Source organism: Ruminococcus sp. XPD3002 (assembly GCA_900119535.1).
Taxonomy (GTDB): domain Bacteria; phylum Bacillota; class Clostridia; order Oscillospirales; family Ruminococcaceae; genus Ruminococcus; species Ruminococcus flavefaciens_H.
In genome coordinates, this window is the sequence record FPJT01000002.1 from 309,567 (window position 1) to 329,307 (window position 19,741).

The window sequence follows — 19,741 nt, forward strand, 5'->3', positions numbered from 1 at the left end:
AACCAGATAAGGAGTAAGCTATGTCCGATATACTTATGAATAAAGAGCAGATAATGGAAATTATCCCGCACCGCGATCCCTTCCTTCTCATTGACGAGATCGTTGATATGGAAGTAGGAGTAAAGGTACACGCAAGAAAGTACATCAAAGAAGAGGATTTCTGGTTCAAGGGACACTTTCCAGGATATCCTGTAACTCCCGGTGTGCTTATGGTAGAGATGCTTGCACAGGCAGGCGCTGTATGTATGCTCTCAAAGCCCGAATTCAAGGGAAAGATAGGACTTTTTGGCGGTATCGATAAGGCTAAGTTCCGCAGACAGGTAGTTCCGGGGGACGTGCTTGATCTGGAAGTTGAGATCATAAAGCAGAGAGGTCCTGTAGGTACAGGAAAGGCACTTGCTTCCGTAGGCGGCGAAAAGGCTGTTTCCTGCGAGATAACATTCGTTGTTACAGACGGCGAAAAAACAGAATGATCATCCTTCAAGGAGATAATGTATAAATGTTCAAAAAAGTACTGATTGCCAACAGAGGCGAGATAGCGGTGCGTATAATAAGAGCGTGCCGCGAACTTGGAGTGCGCTGTATCGCTGTATATTCCACAGCGGACAGGAATTCTCTCCACGCTCAGATAGCAGACGAGGCTATATGCATCGGTCCTCCTGCAACAAAGGACAGCTATCTGAATATGAACGCTATAATACAGGCGGCGCTTAATTCGGGCGCTGACGCTATACACCCGGGATTCGGCTTTCTTTCGGAAAATTCCGAATTTGCAAGACTCTGCGAGAAGAACGGTATAGTATTTATCGGTCCGTCATACGAGTCTATTGATATGCTTGGAAACAAGGCTGCAGCAAAAGAGACCATGAAGGCTGCGGGAGTACCTGTTATACCCGGTTCGGAAGGTGCTGTAAAGTCTCTTGAAGAGGCTCGTGCTATCGCAGACAAGGCAGGCTACCCCGTACTTGTAAAGGCTTCCGCAGGAGGCGGCGGCAGAGGTATACGCCGAGTGGATTCTCCAAAGGAGCTTGAAGCTCAGATGACTGCCGCACAGCAGGAGGCTAAGAATTTCTTCGGCGACGATACCGTATATATCGAGAAGTTTCTTATAAATCCCCACCATGTTGAGATACAGATAATCGCCGATAAACAGGGCGACTATATCTACCTCGGTGAACGTGACTGCTCTATGCAGCGCCGTAATCAGAAGGTGCTGGAGGAGTGTCCGAGCCCTATCGTGGATGAGGAGCTCCGCCGCAGAATGGGTGAAGCCGCAGTTACTGCCGCAAAGCAGTGCGGTTACTACAACGCAGGTACTATCGAGTTCCTCGTGGACGAGAACCGTGATTTCTACTTCATGGAAATGAATACACGTATACAGGTAGAGCATCCTATAACCGAGGAGGTAACAGGCTTCGATCTGGTAAAGGCTCAGATCGAGATAGCCGCAGGTATCCCTCTCAGAGTGACACAGGCTGATATAAAGCTGAGAGGTCACGCTATAGAGTGCCGCATCAATGCCGAGAACCCCGAGCTGGATTTCCGTCCCTCACCGGGTACCATAACAGCACTCTACGTGCCGGGAGGTCCCGGAATAAGGATAGACGGAGCCGTATATCAGGGCTATACCATAACCCCTTACTACGACTCCATGATAAGCAAGCTCATCGCTCACGGCTCCGACCGTGACGACGCTATCCGAAAGATGCGCTGGGCGCTTTCCGAGTTTATAGTTGACGGCGTTGATACCAATATCGATTTCCAGCTTGAAATAATAAACCGTCCCGAATTCATCGGCGGTAACTATGATATTGGCTTCCTTAACAGATATATGGAAAAAAATAAGAAGAAGTAAGGCGGTGACATACTTTGGGCGAAAGATTCGATAATTTTTTCGACGTTGTTAAAAAGAGATTCAACGGATACAATAACAATGATGACAGTGAACGCGAGACCGTGAAGTGTCCCAGATGTCAGAGCCTCATACTTCTTGACCGCTATGAGGAGCTTCACCGTGTATGCCCTAACTGTAACTATCACGGAAGACTTTCTACTCCCGAGCGTATAGAGATAACCTTCGATAAGGACAGCTTCCGAGAGTTTGACGGCGATATGATAAGCTGTGATCCTATCAGCTTCCCCGAGTATCCCGAAAAACAGAAGGAACTCAGGACTAAAACAGGTCTGAATGACGCTGTTACCACAGGTACGGCGCTTATCAAGGGATCTCCTGCGGTGGTAGGAATAATGGATTCACGCTATATGATGGGTTCCATGGGAAGCGTTGTAGGCGAAAAGATAACCCGTGCCTTTGAGTACGCTACGGATAATCACCTTCCTGTGATACTCTTTACCGCTTCAGGCGGCGCAAGGATGCAGGAGGGCATAGTATCCCTCATGCAGATGGCAAAGACATCAGGTGCCGTAAAGCGCCACAGCGATGCAGGTGAACTGTACATAACAGTTCTTACCGATCCGACTACAGGCGGAGTTACCGCAAGCTTTGCTTCGCTTGGTGACATTATAATCGCCGAGCCGAAGGTGCTTATCGGCTTTGCAGGAAGACGTGTCATAGAAAGCACTATGCGTCAGAGACTCCCCGAGGACTTCCAGCTTGCGGAGTTCATGCGGGACAAAGGCTTCGTTGATATGATAGTGGACAGGAAAAAGATGAGAAGTACTCTTTCGCATCTTCTTAAGCTCCACGGCTATGATAAAAAGGAGGTCTGAGATATGGACGAGAAGAAAACTGCGTGGGAACGCCTTCAGCTGATCCACACCAAGGGCAGACCTACTATAAAGGACTATATACCGCTTGTGTTCACGGATTTCTATGAGATGCACGGCGACCGCCATTTCGGCGACGATAATGCCGTTATCGGAGGTATAGCCCGTCTCGACGGACGACCTGTTACCGTTATCGGTCAGGTAAAGGGCCGTGACCTCAACGAGAATAAAGCCTGCAACTTTGCAATGCCTCTTCCCGAGGGATACAGAAAGGCACTTCGTCTTGCAAAGCAGGCAGAGAAGTTCCACCGTCCCGTTATATGCTTCATAGATACTCCCGGAGCTTATGCAGGCATGGCGGCAGAGGAAAGAGGTCAGGGCGAGGCTATCGCAAGAAACATAGCCGAGTTTATGACTCTCAGAACACCTATAATATCTATCGTTCTCGGAGAGGGCGGAAGCGGCGGCGCTCTTGCTCTCGGAGTGTGCGATGAACTGGCTATGCTCGAGAACGCACAGTACTCGGTAGTATCGCCCCGCGGCTTTGCGAGCATCCTTTGGAAGGACGCTTCACGCGAGGAGGAAGCCTGCAATATAATGAGGATAACTGCCGAGGATATGGTCGATCTCGGAGTTGCCGAGACCATTATAAAAGAGCCTTTAGGCGGCGCACATAACGATTTAGACAAAATTTCAGAAAATATTAAAGAATATTTGTCACTCAAAATCCGAGAAAAATGCGAAAAAGATATTGACGAATTACTGAAAGAACGTTATACTAAGTTTAGAAAAATCGGTGAGTTCAAAGAACACGCCGATGATCTCTCCTGCGGAAGCGGGAAAAATAAAGAAACAGGAGGAAATATGTAATGACTTTCGACAAGATCAAAGAACTTATCGTAGAGCAGCTTGGTGTCGAGGAGGACGTTGTAACTCCCGAGGCAAACATTCAGGATGATCTGGGTGCAGATTCACTTGATATCGTTGATCTTATCCAGACAATAGAGGACGAGTATGATCTTTCTATCCCTGATGAGGCAATTGAAGAGATCAAGACTGTTAACGATATCGTTAACTACGTAGAAAAGAATACAGACGCTGAGTAATCAGCTCAGCTTTACCCCTGACTTATGTCAGGGGCTTTTTTTATAAAAAAGCCTGTGATCAACCACAGGCTTAAAGCTCATTTACAGACGGAGATCATAGTTTATCGGCAAGATCGGGGAATATGCCGAGACTCCTTTTCAGTATTCCGTTCATACAGGCTATTGCTATTCCGTAATTCGTGAAGGGTACGCCCTGAAGTTCAGCAGTACGTCTGCGATAGAGCATCTCACGTTCGTTGAGCATACATCCTCCGCAGTGTATCACAAGACTGAAAGGGGAGAGGTCCTCAGGAAAATCGCGTCCCGAGGAGAGGGTTATATTCAGTTCCCTGCCTGTGTACTTTTTAAGGAGCGCAGGCAGCTTGACGCTTCCGATATCTCCGCACTGTCTGTGATGAGTGCATCCCTCGGAAATGAGTACGGTATCGCCGTCCCTGAGTCGGCTTATGGCGGAAGCACCCTCAACTGCCGTATCAAGGAAACCCTTGTAACGTGCCATGAGTATGGAGAATGAGGTCAGCGGAACGCTTTCGGGTACTATCTTGCTTACCATTCCGAAAGCCTGACTGTCGGTTATTACCATTTTCGGCGGAGCGGCAAGTCTTTCGAGAGTCATTGCCAGCTGAGTCTCTTTTGTGACCATTGCGGCAGCGTCTGCATCGAGTACATCCCTGAGAGTCTGCTGCTGTGGGAGTATCATACGTCCCTTTGGAGCAGCGGCATCTATGGGGGTTACAAGGATGACGATATCATCGGGAGAAAGCAGGTCGCCGACTATACGTCTGTCATTTCCTGAGTTTTTTGCAAGTGAAGCTATCTTTTCTTTCAGCTCGTGAATGTTCTGTCCGCTTTTAGCGCTTACTGCTATGGCATTTTCGTCGGAAACGGGACAGACCTTCTCATCTGCTTTGTTATACACTACGATATACGGTATATCCTTGTCCCTGAAAAGACGGACAAGCTCGTTATCCCATTCGGATACGGGAGAAGTACCGTCTATTACAAGTACGGCTATGTCGGTTTTTGCAAGTATCTGGCGGGTTTTTTTCACACGCAGCTCGCCAAGAGCGCCTTCATCGTCAAATCCGGGAGTGTCGATTATCTCCACGGGACCAAGCGGCAGCAGTTCCATTGCCTTGTATACGGGATCGGTGGTAGTGCCCTTTACATCTGAGACTACCGCAAGCTCCTGACCTGTAACGGCGTTGACAAGGCTGGATTTGCCTGCATTACGTCTTCCGAAAAAGCCTATGTGTATTCTTTCGCCCGAGGGCGTATCATTTAGACTCATATCATATCCTCCTTTACGGACTGTTACACGATAAAGTATACCACATCACAGCGGAAAAAGCAACTTTCCACATGAAACTATTCTGCAAATACGACTGTTTTCGGACGGGCAGAATAAAATAAAAAAATTTCCGCTTTAAATGTATTGCAAAGATAGTGAGAAGTGTGCTATAATAATAAGGTATATAGTCGGAAGTTGTATCCGGCGGCGGATAAGGTGCCGCAGATGCTTTCCGTGAACGGAGTGGATAGGTTGGATAAGATAAGGATACTGGGCATAGATCCCGGATATGCTATTGTTGGTTTCGGTGTGCTGGACTACGACGGAGTTAATTTCGTCCCCGTTGAATACGGTGCTGTACTGACCGAGGCAAATACCCCCTTCACCGAAAGACTTAAGGCTATACATGAGGACGTAGAGTTTATCTTTGAGAAATTCTCTCCCGATCACATGGCTGTTGAAAGACTTTACTTCAACTCTAACCAGAAAACTGCCATAGACGTTGCACAGGCAAGAGGAGTTACAGTTCTTTCGGCGGCAAAGAGAAATATACCCGTTTCGGAGTATACTCCGCTTCAGGTAAAGCAGTCCGTAGTAGGCTACGGCAGAGCGGAAAAGCATCAGGTAATGGAAATGACACGCATGATACTCGGTCTTGCACAGATACCAAAGCCCGATGATGCAGCCGATGCACTTGCTATCGCTATCTGCCACGGACATTCGATAAGATGGAAATGATCGTTCTCCCGCGTTATCAAGGGAGCAGTAAATAAAAGGAAGGTTTGCTATGATATACAGTCTTACAGGAAAGCTTACAGTCAAAGAGCTTGGTTTCGCAGTTGTAGAGTGCGGAGGAGTCGGCTACGGATGCAGGACCTCATACAGTACGATTGCAGCTCTTGGCGAGATAGGCAGCGATGTAAAGCTGTATACCCACATGTACGTAAGAGAGGATGCTGTAGAGCTTTTCGGCTTTGCAACGCTTCAGGAGCTCAGCTGCTTCAGACTTCTTATATCCGTATCGGGAGTAGGTCCTAAGGCGGCCACATCCATACTCTCCGACGTAACCCCCGAGCAGTTTGCATTCATAATCGCTTCGGGAGACAGCAAGACCTTTACACGCACAAAAGGCATAGGTGCAAAAACAGCTCAGCGAATAGTGCTTGAGCTGAAGGATAAAATATCAAAGGAGTCCGTTTCGGGCTCTGTTGCAAATGACGCTGCCGCATTCTCGGCAGCAGCTCCGGGAGCAGCTTCATCTTCCGTTTCAGAAGCTCTCGAGGCACTTATGGTGCTGGGTTATTCACAGGGCGAGACAGCTCCGATACTAAGGAAGCTCGATCCATCCCTCAGTACTCAGGACCTCATAAAGGAGACTCTCCGCCTTATGGCTTCAAAAGATCTCCGCTGACCATTACGGTCACACCGCGATATATATAGGTGTACCGACATAATACAGATGTCGCTGCCAATTTCTCCCTGCGGCAGAGACCGTCTGACGAAAGGAAGATGTTTTATGAACCTTGATGAATTACTGAAAGCGGCTATCAAAGATCCTTCCAAGCGCTCATTGTTCCTGCAGACACTCATAAGAAGCGATGTTTATGTTATCTGCAAGAACCCCGTAAGACAGGAAAGGGGACGTGAAGAGGGCGGTATTCAGCTTGAGCTGATAACTATACAGAACCCCTATGGTGATGTGTTCATACCGTTCTTTACAAGTTATCGTGCCCTTCAGCAGTTCGCCAAGCGCTATGTGGACTGCTATAAGATAAACTGCCTGAGACTTTTCGACCTTATCCAGTCGGTGTCGGCAGTTCTCAATCCAAATTCATACGGCAAGGAGTTCTCTTCACAGGAGATAAAGAGCATCCTCATGATCGCACGTAATCTGAAGATAAAGGCGATCTCTTACAACGAAGAGGAGACTATCACATACCGTCCGTGTGAGTATTCACTGGGACATATAACCAAGGCTGCGTCAAAGTTCCTTTCAAAGCAGCCGAATGTGGACCGTGCATTCATCATGGAAATGGTAAAGGGCTGCGAGAAGCCTCAGCTTCTGATCGTACTTGATATGATGGGCAGCACAAGAAAGCTGTTCGTACCGCTTTCCAAGTATCTTTCCAAGATGACGAAACCCAACGAGCATCTTTGCTTTATAAGCTATGAACAGGAAATGGGCAGAAAGGCGGCGGAGGCTGTCGAGCCCTTCTATGTAAGGAAGAAGCGATATTTTGAGAAATGATACCGTATCGGTCATAAAAGATAAGGAGGTGCGCCGATGATACAGACAGAGGATATGGAATTTGCTCCGAGAGTCATAACTCCCGAAAACACAGTTGAAGACAGTGATATAGACGTAACTCTGCGCCCTCAGACACTCCACGAGTATATCGGTCAGGACAAGGTCAAGGAGAATCTGGCTATATATATCGAGGCGGCAAAGCGCCGAGGAGAACCCCTCGACCATGTGCTGCTCTACGGTCCTCCGGGACTGGGTAAGACTACGCTTTCAGGCATTATCGCCCATGAACTGGGAGTCAACCTGCGAGTTACAACAGGTCCCGCTATCGAGAAGCCCGGAGACCTCGTTTCACTTCTCACCAGCCTTTCGGATAACGATGTGCTCTTCATAGACGAGATACACCGCCTTTCCCGTGCGGTAGAGGAGATACTCTACCCTGCGCTGGAGGACAGAGTTATTGATATAATCATAGGAAAAGGCCCTGCGGCACGTTCTATACGTATGGACCTCAAACCCTTTACCCTTATCGGTGCGACTACCCGTGCAGGCCAGCTCTCTGCCCCTCTCAGGGACAGATTCGGCGTTATACAGCGCCTTGAACTGTATACTACACCCCAGCTCACCGATATAATCCGCAGAAGCGCCATGATACTCTGCATACCATGTACCGCAGACGGTGCTGAGGAGATAGCAGGACGTGCAAGAGGTACGCCGCGTATTGCCAACCGCCTTCTGAAGCGAGTGCGTGACTTTGCCGATGTCATGGGCGACGGACAGATAACAAAGGAGATAGCTTCGATCGCCCTCAGCCGTCTTGAGATAGATAACCTCGGACTGGACGGTCTTGACAGGCGTATGCTTGAAATGATAATCCGCGGTTACGGCGGAGGTCCTGTGGGACTTGAAACCCTTGCTTCGGCTATAGGTGAAGAGTCCGTAACGCTTGAGGATGTCTGCGAACCGTTCCTTATGCAGCTCGGATTCCTGGGAAGAACTCCGAGGGGAAGAGTTGCTACAAAACTCGCTTACGAACACTTAGGATTCAAGCTCCCCGATCATTCGGACGGAGCCGGCGAGGGTCAGCTCTCGTTCTGAGATATGTTAAAAGGCAGAAAAAAGAATTATACCCATAATACCGCTCTCAGCAGCGCCTTCCGCCACTTCCCCATGATAAACGGGCAGGGACTGGGAGATATATCAAAGCTGAAATACGGTCTGTGTCATATGAGCTTCAACGGCTGCGAGGTAATATCGGTCTACAATGCGCTGGTTTACCTCGGTATACCGCAGCCTATAAACGAGATAGCTCTTTTCCTTGAACGCTATCGTGTGCTTATGGGCGTATTCGGATGCAGTCCCTACAAACTTGGAAAGGCTCTTGAAAAGTTCGGCGCACATTTCGAGAAACTCCGTGAAGTCGGGGATTCCGAGGCGTTCATCGTATCCTTCTGGACCGGCAGACGCTTTATGTCCTCGATACATACTGTGTTCTGCGTAAGAACACATGGCGGTATAAAAGTATACAACAGATACAATAACTGTCCCACTATGCAGCTTTGCAGAACAATGGAGGACGTCATAGGCAAAAAGCGTCCCATAGCTGTATACAGGATAATAAAGCCGTGATGCGGCTTGTAAATACTATTGCTACGCCAATTAACTCTTGAAGAATTATAGCGAAGGACAGGCAGTGAAAGGCACAGGAATACTGTCTTATTCCAAGACTTTCTGACGAAGTATTTCGCTGTCAGGACAAGCAAGAAAATTCAAGAGTTAGTTGGTGGAGCAATAAGGAAAGGAGTGTCATGATGGGAAGATTATTCGGAAAAGACGGCATAAAAGGCCTTGCAGTCACCGAGCTTACCTGCGAACTGGCTGTTCAGATAGGACGTGCTGCCGCAGAAGTTCTTGCAGGTGACGGACACGAGTCGGCGAAAATACTCATAGGCAAGGATACAAGAAGTTCGGCTGATACCATTGAGGCGGCGCTTTGTGCGGGAATATGCTCGGCAGGCGTTGACGCTGAACTGCTTGGAATAGTACCTGCGCCTGCGGCGGCTTATCTTGCAAAGGAACGTGAAGCGGCAGGAAGCATCATGATTACTGCTTCCTACAGGAATGCCGAATTCAGCGGCATACGTTTCTTCTCTTCCGAGGGAAAAAGACTCGGACTAAGCGGCGAGGAGGAGATAGAACGCCTTGTTCTGGACGCTCCTCAGGAGATAGCTCCCATACCGCGAAGGAAGTACGGAAGCGTTATCCGCAGTGAATCGGCGATAGATGAGTATATCGACTATATAAAGACCGATGTGGGAGCAGACCTCAGCGGCATAAAGGTCGCAATAGACTGCGCAAACGGAAGCGCCTGCCGTACTGCAAGACGTGTATTTACCGAGCTTGGTGCGGATATAGTCCTTATGGGGAACCGTCCCGACGGCACAAATATAAACAAGGACTGCGGATGCACATTCATAGAACCACTTATGGAATTCACCCGTTCCAACGGATGCAGTTGCGGTATCGCTCTTGACGGAAGCGGCGAGCGCTGTATAGCCGTGGACGAGAACGGCCGCATTATCGACGGCGACGAGATAATCGCTATCTGTGCAGGTCATATGAAGGAGAAAGGTCTCCTCAGACACAATACAATAGTAACAACATCAGCAAATAATCTGGGACTTATGCAGTTTGCACGTTCCAATGATATATATACAGTGACTGCGCCTGCAAACGAGCGCAGTACCATACGCAAGCTCACAGAAGGCGACTTCTGTATCGCAGGCGATCCGGGAGGATATATAGTCTTCCCCGATGTCATGCTTACGGGAGACGGTCAGCTTACTGCCGTGAAGCTGCTTGAAGTTCTTAAAGACTCGGGCAGACCGATGAGCGGTATCGCAGGAGTTGTAAAGAAAATACCTCAGGTGATGCTGAACGTCCGCATAGATCCCCGTGACAGGGAGATATGGAAGAATGACCGCACTATAACCCGTCTTATCGATGAATACGAGGGCATACTCGGCGATGACGGCAGAGTTATAGTACGTGAGATAAGCAGAGATTCACAGATACGCATAATGGTAGAGGGCGAGGACTTCACTACCATCAACGCTATGGCTGTGCGTATCGCAGATACCATACGAGAGCGGTGCAGCCGCTGAAAAAAGGAGAATAGTCTTTGAGAACAGCCGATAACTGGAAGGATTATACGATAATCGATACATCGGACGGGGAAAAGCTCGAAACATGGGGAAAAGTATCCCTTGTGCGCCCCGATCCGCAGATAATATGGAAAACAGACAGAACAGATCCCCTCTGGAGAAATGCTGACGGACACTATCACCGTTCATCTTCAGGCGGCGGAGAATGGGAATTCCGCAAAAGGATACCCGATTCATGGAATATAAGCTACGGTCCGCTGAAATTCAATATACGTCCCACAGGCTTCAAGCATACGGGACTGTTCCCCGAACAGGCAGTGAACTGGGATCTTATGTCACATAAGATAAGAAACGCAGGCAGAGAGATAAACGTCCTCAACCTCTTTGCGTATACAGGCGGTGCAACACTTGCCTGTGCCGAGGCAGGAGCTTCGGTCTGCCATGTGGACGCATCAAAGGGCATGGTACAGTGGGCGCGTGAAAACGCCTCTGTTTCGGGACTTTCCGACAGACCTATCCGCTGGATAGTGGACGACTGCGAGAAGTTCATTGCCCGTGAGATACGCAGAGGACGCAAGTACGATGCCGTTATCATGGATCCTCCGAGCTACGGAAGAGGTCCGGGAGGAGAGGTCTGGAAGCTTGAAAACTGCGTTTATGACCTTGTAAAACTCTGCTCGGGCGTACTCTCCGACGATCCGCTATTTTTCCTGATAAACAGCTATACTACGGGACTTTCTCCCTCGGTAATGGGCTATATACTGGGAAGCGTACTTACCGACAAGTTCGGCGGAAAGGTAAGTTTTGACGAGATAGGACTTCCCGTAAAGTCAACTGGAATGACACTTCCCTGCGGCGCTACCGCAATATGGGAGAAAAAATGATGAGGATAATATCGGTATTGCTTCTTTCGGCAGTTCTGATCGTTTCTGCCGTATCCTGCGGAAAAGCTGAAAAACAGTCAGAAGAGACTGCGGCGGAGACCGCCTCTGCCGAGGACTATGTATTTGATCCGATGGCAGGAATTGATATGACTGCTCAGGCGATACCCGAAACCGCGATCCCTGATGACTGGAAGGAGATAACCGACGGAAATATAGCTCTTAAGGTGCCTTCGGATATGGAGGGCAAAAGAATAAAATATGCTACAAGCGACAACGAAAACTATGTCATGTTCATGGGTGTTCAGGAATGGGAGCGGTATGACGAGAGCTTTTCCGACGAGGAATATCCTCAGCTAAACGGAGAAAACCTCAGAAACGCCTTTGCGGACGTCGGTATAGAATTTGACGGCAGCCGCAGAGATCTTTACCGTGCGCTCCTCGAGACTACTTCGGCTGTCCGCACTGATGAAAATGCAGAAAGCTTTGAGACGATCGCACTTATGAAATCGCAGGTGCTCGGAAATCTTTTCCCCGAAGTTTTTGTCAGCGAGACCGCAGACGGACCGGTCTATGTACTGATATTTCTCGGAGCGATGACTTCATACACTGATTTCAAGGACAGCTATGTTCCCGGTGAGCATACTGCTGCTTTGGTAGTTGCTTTCAGGGACGAAAATACAGAGTGTACCGCATTGATCCGCGGCAGCAGCTTTGATACGATGATGAAAATGGCATCGTCGGTCAGACTTGCAGAACCTCTGGAATAATAAGGAAAAGCTATGGAAAATATAATCGAAATCGAAGACCTTCATTTCTCCTACAAGGGCGACAGTGAAACTCCTGATGTGGAAGTTCTGAAGGGTATTGACCTTACAATAAAGAAGGGCGAGTTCGTGGCGGTACTGGGACATAACGGCTCGGGAAAATCCACGCTTGCCAAACACATCAATGCGATACTTCTCCCCACAAAGGGAAAGGTGCTTGTTGACGGTATAGATACGGCTGACGAGGATAAGCTCTTTCAGCTGAGACAGAAGGCGGGTATGGTGTTCCAGAACCCCGATAACCAGATAGTTTCCTCAATAGTTGAGGAGGACGTTGCCTTTGCACTTGAAAACCTCGGCGTTCCCTATGAGGAGATGCGCCGCCGTGTGGACGAGTCGCTGAAGGCTGTTAATATGTATGATTACAGACTCCACTCACCAAGCCAGCTTTCGGGCGGTCAGAAGCAGCGTATAGCCATTGCAGGCGTTATCGCAATGCAGCCCGAATGCATAATTCTCGACGAGCCTACTGCTATGCTGGATCCCCAGGGCAGAAAAGAAGTAATGTCCACGATCATGCGCATGAACCGTGAACAGGGCATAACAATAGTCCTTATAACACATTATATGGACGAGGCGGCGAAGTGCGGACGTGTTGTGGTAATGGACAAGGGCAGGGTAGTCCTTGATGATACGCCGAGAAAGGTCTTTTCACATGTTGAACAGGTAAAGGAGATCGGTCTTGACGTTCCGCAGGTCACAGAGCTTGCGTGGGAGCTTCGCAGGGCAGGATACGACGTACCCGATGATATAATAACCGAGGAAGAATGCGTCGAAGCTATAAAGAAGCTCTTCTGAAAGGAGAAACTGCTATGAAATGTCCGTATTGCGGAAGAAACATGAAAAAGGGCTGTATACGCGGCGATGGAAGATCGGGCGTTACATGGGTGCCTGAAGACGAAAAATACGGCGTTCTGGGACGTATGGGGTTAGAGGCAAATATCAGCGCAGCAGAGTCCGGCTTTTTCTGTTTCAAACTCAAAGGACATTACTGCGATGTCTGCGAAAAGCTCATAATAGATACACATATTTCGCTATGATCAAAGGAGAATAGATAAATTGGCTATCCTTGAAACTCAGGAACTTACATATACCTACAGTCAGGGCTCGCCCTTCGAGAAGACTGCTGTGGATCATGTAAACCTTAAAATAGAAGAAGGAGAAATGGTGGGCGTAATGGGCCATACAGGCTCGGGAAAATCAACGCTCATACAGCATTTCAACGGTTTGCTCAAACCTACCTCGGGCAAGGTACTGCTTGAAGGCAGGGACATCTGGGAGAATAAGGACAAGATAAGAGATGTCCGCTTTCAGGTGGGACTTGTTTTCCAGTATCCCGAGTATCAGATTTTTGAAGAGACCGTATACAAAGATATAGCATTCGGTCCGAAGAATATGGGACTGGACGAGGCGGAGATAAAGCGCCGTGTCCTTGAAACGGCACACGATATCGGGCTTAAGGAGGAACTTCTGGACCGTTCACCCTTTGAGCTTTCGGGAGGTCAGAAGCGCCGTGTTGCTATCGCAGGCGTTATGGCTATGGAGCCGAAGGTGCTCATCCTTGACGAGCCTACAGCAGGTCTCGATCCTGCTGGACGTGACAAGATAATCAGCCATATAAAGACATATCACGAGCGCACAAAGAACACTATCCTCATAGTTTCCCACAGCATGGAGGATATTGCAGGCTTTGCGGACAAGATACTTGTAATGAGCAAGGCAAAGCTCTTCTGCTATGACGAGACGAAAAAGGTCTTTGCACGTTCCGAGGAGATATCGGAGATCGGTCTTGATGTTCCTCAGATAACAAAGGTGTTCATGGAACTGAAAAAACAGGGACTCGATTTCGGCAAAGAGGTCTACACCGTAGGCTACGCAAAGGACTTGCTTATCAGGCAGCTCAAAGGAAGAGAGGTGCGCTGATTTGCTGAAGGATATAACTATCGGACAATACTTCCCGGGAGATAGTATCATTCACCGTCTCGATCCGAGATTCAAGATAATCATAACCTTTATATACATACTCATGCTCTTTACGGGAAGCAACATTCTCTGTCTTACCGTCGGAGCTGTGTATACAGTAATGGCGATACTGCTTTCACGGATACCCTTTAAAATGTTCGTGAAGAGCGTCAGACCGCTTCTGCCGTTCCTTATCATAACGGCTTTGCTGAACCTCTTTCTCGTTGACAGCGGAGATACCTATTTCCACTGGAAGTTCCTGAAAATAACCGAGGAAGGCGTTAATATCAGCGTATTCATGATAATAAGGATAGTTCTTCTCATAATGGGAAGCTCTCTCCTGACCTACACCACATCACCGATAACTCTTACGGACGCTATCGAAAGACTGCTTTCTCCGCTGAAGAAGCTTAAATTCCCCGTCCACGAGCTTGCGATGATGATGTCTATCGCACTGAGATTCATTCCTACACTTATTGAGGAAACGGACAAGATAATGTCCGCACAGAAGGCAAGAGGTGCAGAGATAGACTCGGGAAGCTTTATGACCAGAGCAAGAAACATGATATCGATACTTGTACCGCTGTTCATATCATCCTTCCGAAGGGCGGATGAACTGGCAACGGCTATGGAATGCAGATGCTATAACGGCGGCGAAGGCAGAACACGTCTGCGTCAGCTGAAATCTTCCGCAAGAGATTATATAGCGCTTGCAGTAACGATAATATTCTATATAGCAGCTATTGTTGTTGCACATATATTAAAGTGAACAAAGAAGGGATAATAAAATGGCTAACGGAACGACCGGCAAGACTCAAAGCAACGCTTCCTCAGAAGGATTAAAGAAATTCAGGAACAGCTGGCTTGGCAGACTTATGTATGACAAGGGCGTTTTCTATTTCATTCTTTCATTCATAATACCATCGGCAATAATGTGTTACGGCTTCGCAAAGGCGGAGATATATCCCCACGGAAACAATCAGTTCCTCGTTGTGGACCTCTGGCATCAGTACTATCCGTTTTTCAGGGTAGTAAGGGAAAAGCTCCTTACAGGCGGTTCCTTTATGTACTCGTGGCAGAACGGTATGGGCACCAACTTCCTCTCGCTCATATCCTACTATGCAGCAAGTCCGCTGAACTGGCTTTCTGTATTTGTGGATGAGAAATATACCCGTGAAGCGCTGATGTATATACTCGTAGCCAAGATAGGCTTCTGCAGTGCGTTTTTCAGCTGCTTCCTGAGATATACCTACAACCGCAAGGACCTTTCTATCGTAGTATTTTCGTCGATGTTCGCACTTTGCAGCTATATGCTCGGATACTACTGGAACGTAATGTGGTTCGATACCATTGCACTCTTCCCGCTGGTTATGACGGGAGTTGTAGCGATGTGCCGTGAAGGCAAGTGGAAGCTCTATACCATATCACTCGCACTTTCGCTTATATCCAATTACTATATCGGCTATTTCACATGCCTTTTCACTGTACTGATGTTCGGTGCAGCTATAATAATCGAGGGAAAGGGCATAAAGGACTTCTTTGTGAAGCTGTTCCTTATAATACGTTCATCCCTTATCGCCGCAGGTCTCGGAGGATTCATTCTTCTCCCTGCGTATCTTGCACTTCAGCTCACTTACAGTGCTACAAACTACTTCCCGAAGGATATTTCATGGTACGAGAAGTGGACGGATATATTCGCTAATATGCTTTCGTACAGCGAGCCTGCTATGAAGGAAGGACTTCCGAACTTCGCCTGCGGTATGCTGGCTGTGGTTATGATAGGCGTTTTCCTGCTTTCTACAGGCATAAAGATACGCGAGAAGATATTCATGACGCTCATGCTCGCATTCATTGCTGTAAGCTGTAACATGAACAAGCTCAATTTCATCTGGCACGGTTTCCACGTTACAAACCAGATACCCTACAGATTTGCATTTATATTCTGCTTTATACTCGTTGCCGCAGCTTACAGGGGATACGAGGTCATAAGCAGAAAGGGAATAAAGATATACCACATCATTGCACTTCTTCTCGGACCTGCTGCGGTATTCTACCTTAACTACCGCAAGCTCGGAGATGAATTCAAGATAGAGGGAGCTATAAAGAGCTCCATGATAATAACTGCGGCATACATCCTTATAATAGTTGCTGCAAAGATATTCCCATTCAAGGACATGAAGGCAAGAAGAAGCGTTATGAACGTATGCCTTGCAGCCGCTGTTGTATGCGAGCTTTCAAGCAATGCTGTCATCGGTGTAAAGACAGTCGGAAGCTCCGACAGACCTTCCTATCCTACACGCTATGATGAGGTAAGAGAGCTTCTTGATGATGCAAAGTCCAAGGAATCCGACCTTTTCTACCGCAGTGAGATGACAGGCACGTATACCCTTAACGACAGCTCAACTTACGGCTATTACGGAGTTTCGCAGTTCTCTTCATCTGCGATAGTTGCGGTAACACGCTACTTCCAGCGACTCGGACTCTATGGCTCTGAGGCAGGAAACAGATACTATTACAGAACTGCTCCGCCTTTCGTTAATGAGCTTCTCGGAATAAAGTATCTTATCTCCAAGAACACAATGCTCGCAACCGATGAGGACTACCTTGAATATCAGGGCGCATCGGGAGTTAGCTATATGTATAAGAACAAGTACCCTCTTTCACTGGGATTCATGATGAACGAGGAGATACTTGATATGCCTGATGAGGCTTCTCTCAATCCGTTCGAGTATCAGAACAAGATTACAAAGCTTGCAACAGGTACAGAACAGAACCTCTATGTGGCTCAGCCTATTGCACTGGTGGACTACGCCGATATGGAAGTTACCAAGAACAGTTACGGTGACTACAGCTATACCAAGCTCAACACCGATGTTCAGGCTAAGGGCTACTACGATTTCAACTGCTCTGATGACGGAACTCTCTACGGATACTGCACAAACGGCGGACTTGATTTCCTGACAGTCACTTGTGATGATGAATCAGTTGAAACAAGAGTAGATGTAAAGGACTATCCGATAGTATTCCCTATGGGCAACGGAAAGAGCGGAAGCGTCAGCCACATAACATTCATGACTGATACGGATAATGCTGTAGGACACTATAAGCTCATGGTATATGAGATGAGGAACGAAGCATTCAATGAGATATACAGTGAGCTTGCTGATGAACAGCTTGAAATAACAGAATTCAGCGATACACGTATAAAGGGCGGTCTGAATGTAAAGAAGGACGGAGTTCTTTATCTTTCGATACCGTATGAAAAGGGCTGGACAGTCAAGGTCGACGGAAATGTCGTAGAGACCTTCCCTGTTATGAACGCTATGCTCGGTGCAAAGGTAAGCGCAGGTCAGCATGAGATAACACTGGAGTATACTCCCGACGGCTTCACTATCGGACTTGCTGTAAGCTGTGCGATGCTGGTGATGTTCATTATCCTTGCTGTATTGGATGTGCTTAAAAAGAAAAAAAGCGTTCAGACTCCCGAAACTCCTGCGGCTGAGGAAAAGCCTGCTGAAATGGAGGATGTTATGAACGATATATCTGTTGCGGAGGTGCTTGCCGAAGATGAGAAATCTGAAGGTGATGACAGCGTATCGGGGGACTAATTACCACGGTTTCCAGATACAGAGCAACGCCCTGACCGTACAGGCGGTCCTCGAAAAACACGTTTCAAAGGTGCTTAACGAGCCTGTTGTTATCACAGGCTGTTCAAGGACCGATACGGGAGTTCACGCAAATAACTACTGCTTCAACGTTAAAACAGAGAGCAATATAAGTAATATCGGCTTCGTTCGGGGAGTCAACGGCGAACTGCCCGACGATATCTCGATACTAAGCTGTGAGGACGTTCCTCTCGACTTTCACGCAAGATTCGACTGCAAGGGCAAGGAGTACATCTACAAGATGCATTGCAGCGAATCAAAGGATCCGTTCTCTACTGACCTCGCTTTCCATTATCGGCGCCCATTCAGACTCGATAAGGTGAGAGAGGCGGCAAAATACATAGTTGGAACTCATGATTTTTCCAGTTTTTGTGCTGATTGCTCAAATGTTTCCACCCCGATAAGAACTATTTATTCCTTTGATATAGAAAATAGTGGGGATTCAGTGATAATGCTTGTAAAAGGCAACGGTTTTCTGTATAATATGATTAGGATAATAGTCGGCACTCTTATAGACATCAGCGAGGGCAGATTTGCTCCCGATGATATGCCTGCTATACTCGAAGCAAAAAACAGACTTGCCGCAGGAAGGACAGCTATGGCTCACGGACTTTACCTTAACCGTGTCTTCTACAGCGAAGAGGAGCTTTCCGAAGGCTGATACAGCAACTATCACAGAAAAAAGAAAGGAGGCGGTACCTGTGCCGATGTATGACGCAAATGACATTATCGAGCGGAAAAACCGGGAAAAGCGAAAACGAAGGCTTATCCGCACGATCATCATAGTTATACTCCTTCTGGCCGCAGGAGCTGTCTACATAACTCAGGAGCTGTGGCTGCCGAAGCTCCGCGGACTCGGGCGTCAGGCCCAGACTATCGTAAACGACGGCAGACTTGCCGAGGGCAACTTCCCTATAGAACTTCAGGGAAGCGGCGATTATCAGCTGAAATATACAGGGCACAGCCTTGCATTGCTCAGCGATGCATTTGTCTATTTCTATAACGAGGACGGCGCACTTCTGAAACGCCGTCAGCATTCATATACAAACCCCGTTATCGATGCCTCAAACGGAAGGCTCCTTATCTTCGAGATAGGCGGCGATGAGGTATCGGTAGAGGACGAGACTGAGGTCATCTATCACCTTGATTTTGACAATCCTATAATGTTTGCAAGACTCAGTCCCGAGGGATATACCGCGGTTGTGACCAATTCAAAGAGCTATGACTGTGAAATATTCATCTATGACCGCAAGGGCAGCTGTATCTATCAGAGAAAGTGCGTTGAATACGTCGGGGATATATGCTTCCGTGACGGCAGCAGCGGCGGAGTTATAAGCTATGTCAATGCCGATAAAGGAACTCTTGTAACTAAGGTGCAGGATGTTGAATTCAAGGAAAACGGCGAAAAATGGACATCGACAGAGATCGATACTTTCGGTCTTGAAGTCTATGGATATGACGGAGGTGCGTTCCTCCTTGGAATGGATGCCTGCGGCTATGTTAACAATGACGGTATACTGAGTTCTTACTATGAATATGACGGCGATCTTCAGGGCGGTTCAAGCGAAAACGGACAGTCCGCAGTCATTATTAATAACGATGACAGAAGAAAGTATATCCTTGCACTCTTTGACGGCGGAGGACTTCAGCCGATCACCATAGATCTCGGTCAGCCGCTTATAGATGTAACCGTCGCCGACGGACTGGCTTATGTAATGAGTCAGGATTCTATAGTTGCATATGATTTTGATGGAGCGCTTCGTTCAACAGCGCAGATAAACGATTCCTATACAGGCTTTGTAAGAAGTCAGGAAAATATATACCTTAAAGGCAGAAATAAGATCGATAAGATAAATTACGAAAGCTGATCGGA

21 protein-coding genes are annotated in these 19,741 nt (G+C 47.7%); 20 read left to right on the top strand and 1 reads right to left on the bottom strand.

The window, feature by feature from the left end; translation table 11 throughout:
• Positions 1-20: 20 nt before the first annotated feature.
• Genes fabZ through acpP form a run of 5 tightly spaced genes read left to right on the top strand, consistent with a single transcriptional unit; the run spans position 21 to position 3,833 of the window.
• Positions 21-473, top strand: a complete 453-nt coding sequence (gene fabZ / locus BT127_RS02820) for a 3-hydroxyacyl-ACP dehydratase FabZ (RefSeq protein WP_075423504.1) — start codon at positions 21-23, stop codon at positions 471-473.
• Positions 474-499: 26 nt separating this feature from the next.
• Complete coding sequence (gene accC / locus BT127_RS02825) at positions 500-1,855, top strand: acetyl-CoA carboxylase biotin carboxylase subunit (protein ID WP_075423505.1); 1,356 nt, start codon at positions 500-502, stop codon at positions 1,853-1,855.
• Between the two features lie 14 nt (positions 1,856-1,869).
• Entirely contained in the window at positions 1,870-2,730 is an 861-nt protein-coding gene (gene accD / locus BT127_RS02830) for an acetyl-CoA carboxylase, carboxyltransferase subunit beta (RefSeq protein ID WP_075423506.1), read from the top strand.
• Positions 2,731-2,733: 3 nt separating this feature from the next.
• Positions 2,734-3,597, top strand: coding sequence for an acetyl-CoA carboxylase carboxyltransferase subunit alpha (locus BT127_RS02835; protein WP_075423507.1), 864 nt, complete (start codon positions 2,734-2,736; stop codon positions 3,595-3,597).
• On the top strand, positions 3,597-3,833 hold the full coding sequence (gene acpP, locus BT127_RS02840; RefSeq protein ID WP_075423508.1) for an acyl carrier protein: 237 nt from the start codon (positions 3,597-3,599) through the stop codon (positions 3,831-3,833). The genes BT127_RS02835 and acpP overlap by 1 nt, the downstream gene beginning before the upstream one ends.
• 94 nt (positions 3,834-3,927) lie before the next feature.
• Here acpP and hydF read toward each other — a convergent pair whose 3' ends face one another.
• The gene (gene hydF / locus BT127_RS02845) at positions 3,928-5,124 is read right to left on the bottom strand and encodes a [FeFe] hydrogenase H-cluster maturation GTPase HydF (protein ID WP_075423509.1); all 1,197 of its coding nucleotides are present in this window, start codon (positions 5,122-5,124) and stop codon (positions 3,928-3,930) included.
• Positions 5,125-5,385: 261 nt separating this feature from the next.
• On the opposite strand from hydF, the gene ruvC reads away from it, so the two are divergent.
• The 15 genes from ruvC (at position 5,386) to BT127_RS02920 (ending at position 19,736) form a co-directional block, all read left to right on the top strand.
• Positions 5,386-5,862 (top strand): crossover junction endodeoxyribonuclease RuvC, encoded by a 477-nt coding sequence (gene ruvC, locus BT127_RS02850; protein ID WP_075423567.1) that lies wholly within the window; start codon positions 5,386-5,388, stop codon positions 5,860-5,862.
• Between the two features lie 49 nt (positions 5,863-5,911).
• Positions 5,912-6,535: a Holliday junction branch migration protein RuvA gene (gene ruvA / locus BT127_RS02855; RefSeq protein ID WP_075423510.1), complete on the top strand. Its 624-nt coding sequence runs from the start codon at positions 5,912-5,914 to the stop codon at positions 6,533-6,535.
• A gap of 105 nt (positions 6,536-6,640) precedes the next feature.
• Entirely contained in the window at positions 6,641-7,372 is a 732-nt protein-coding gene (locus BT127_RS02860) for an enhanced serine sensitivity protein SseB C-terminal domain-containing protein (RefSeq protein ID WP_075423511.1), read from the top strand.
• A gap of 36 nt (positions 7,373-7,408) precedes the next feature.
• Entirely contained in the window at positions 7,409-8,467 is a 1,059-nt protein-coding gene (gene ruvB, locus BT127_RS02865) for a Holliday junction branch migration DNA helicase RuvB (RefSeq protein ID WP_075423512.1), read from the top strand.
• 3 nt (positions 8,468-8,470) lie between these two features.
• Entirely contained in the window at positions 8,471-8,998 is a 528-nt protein-coding gene (locus BT127_RS02870; protein WP_075423513.1) for a hypothetical protein, read from the top strand.
• A 179-nt stretch (positions 8,999-9,177) separates the two neighbouring features.
• The gene (locus tag BT127_RS02875; RefSeq protein WP_082334877.1) at positions 9,178-10,533 is read left to right on the top strand and encodes a phosphohexomutase domain-containing protein; all 1,356 of its coding nucleotides are present in this window, start codon (positions 9,178-9,180) and stop codon (positions 10,531-10,533) included.
• 17 nt (positions 10,534-10,550) lie between these two features.
• Complete coding sequence (locus tag BT127_RS02880; RefSeq protein WP_075423515.1) at positions 10,551-11,417, top strand: class I SAM-dependent methyltransferase; 867 nt, start codon at positions 10,551-10,553, stop codon at positions 11,415-11,417.
• Entirely contained in the window at positions 11,414-12,184 is a 771-nt protein-coding gene (locus BT127_RS02885; RefSeq protein WP_139275364.1) for a hypothetical protein, read from the top strand. The genes BT127_RS02880 and BT127_RS02885 overlap by 4 nt, the downstream gene beginning before the upstream one ends.
• A 12-nt stretch (positions 12,185-12,196) precedes the next feature.
• A complete protein-coding gene (locus BT127_RS02890) occupies positions 12,197-13,039 on the top strand; it encodes an energy-coupling factor transporter ATPase (RefSeq protein WP_075423517.1) in 843 nt (280 codons plus the stop codon).
• Positions 13,040-13,053: 14 nt separating this feature from the next.
• Complete coding sequence (locus tag BT127_RS02895; RefSeq protein WP_075423518.1) at positions 13,054-13,281, top strand: PF20097 family protein; 228 nt, start codon at positions 13,054-13,056, stop codon at positions 13,279-13,281.
• Between the two features lie 19 nt (positions 13,282-13,300).
• Positions 13,301-14,164, top strand: coding sequence for an energy-coupling factor transporter ATPase (locus BT127_RS02900; RefSeq protein ID WP_075423519.1), 864 nt, complete (start codon positions 13,301-13,303; stop codon positions 14,162-14,164).
• A gap of 1 nt (position 14,165) precedes the next feature.
• Positions 14,166-14,972 (top strand): energy-coupling factor transporter transmembrane component T family protein, encoded by an 807-nt coding sequence (locus tag BT127_RS02905; protein WP_075423520.1) that lies wholly within the window; start codon positions 14,166-14,168, stop codon positions 14,970-14,972.
• A 19-nt stretch (positions 14,973-14,991) separates the two neighbouring features.
• Positions 14,992-17,811 carry a YfhO family protein gene (locus BT127_RS02910; RefSeq protein ID WP_075423521.1) on the top strand — a complete coding sequence of 940 codons (2,820 nt, stop codon included), beginning with the start codon at positions 14,992-14,994 and terminating at the stop codon, positions 17,809-17,811.
• Entirely contained in the window at positions 17,771-18,529 is a 759-nt protein-coding gene (gene truA / locus BT127_RS02915; RefSeq protein ID WP_075423522.1) for a tRNA pseudouridine(38-40) synthase TruA, read from the top strand. Before BT127_RS02910 ends, truA begins: the two co-directional genes overlap by 41 nt.
• A 46-nt stretch (positions 18,530-18,575) precedes the next feature.
• On the top strand, positions 18,576-19,736 hold the full coding sequence (locus BT127_RS02920) for a DUF5711 family protein (protein ID WP_318257127.1): 1,161 nt from the start codon (positions 18,576-18,578) through the stop codon (positions 19,734-19,736).
• Positions 19,737-19,741: the final 5 nt, after the last annotated feature.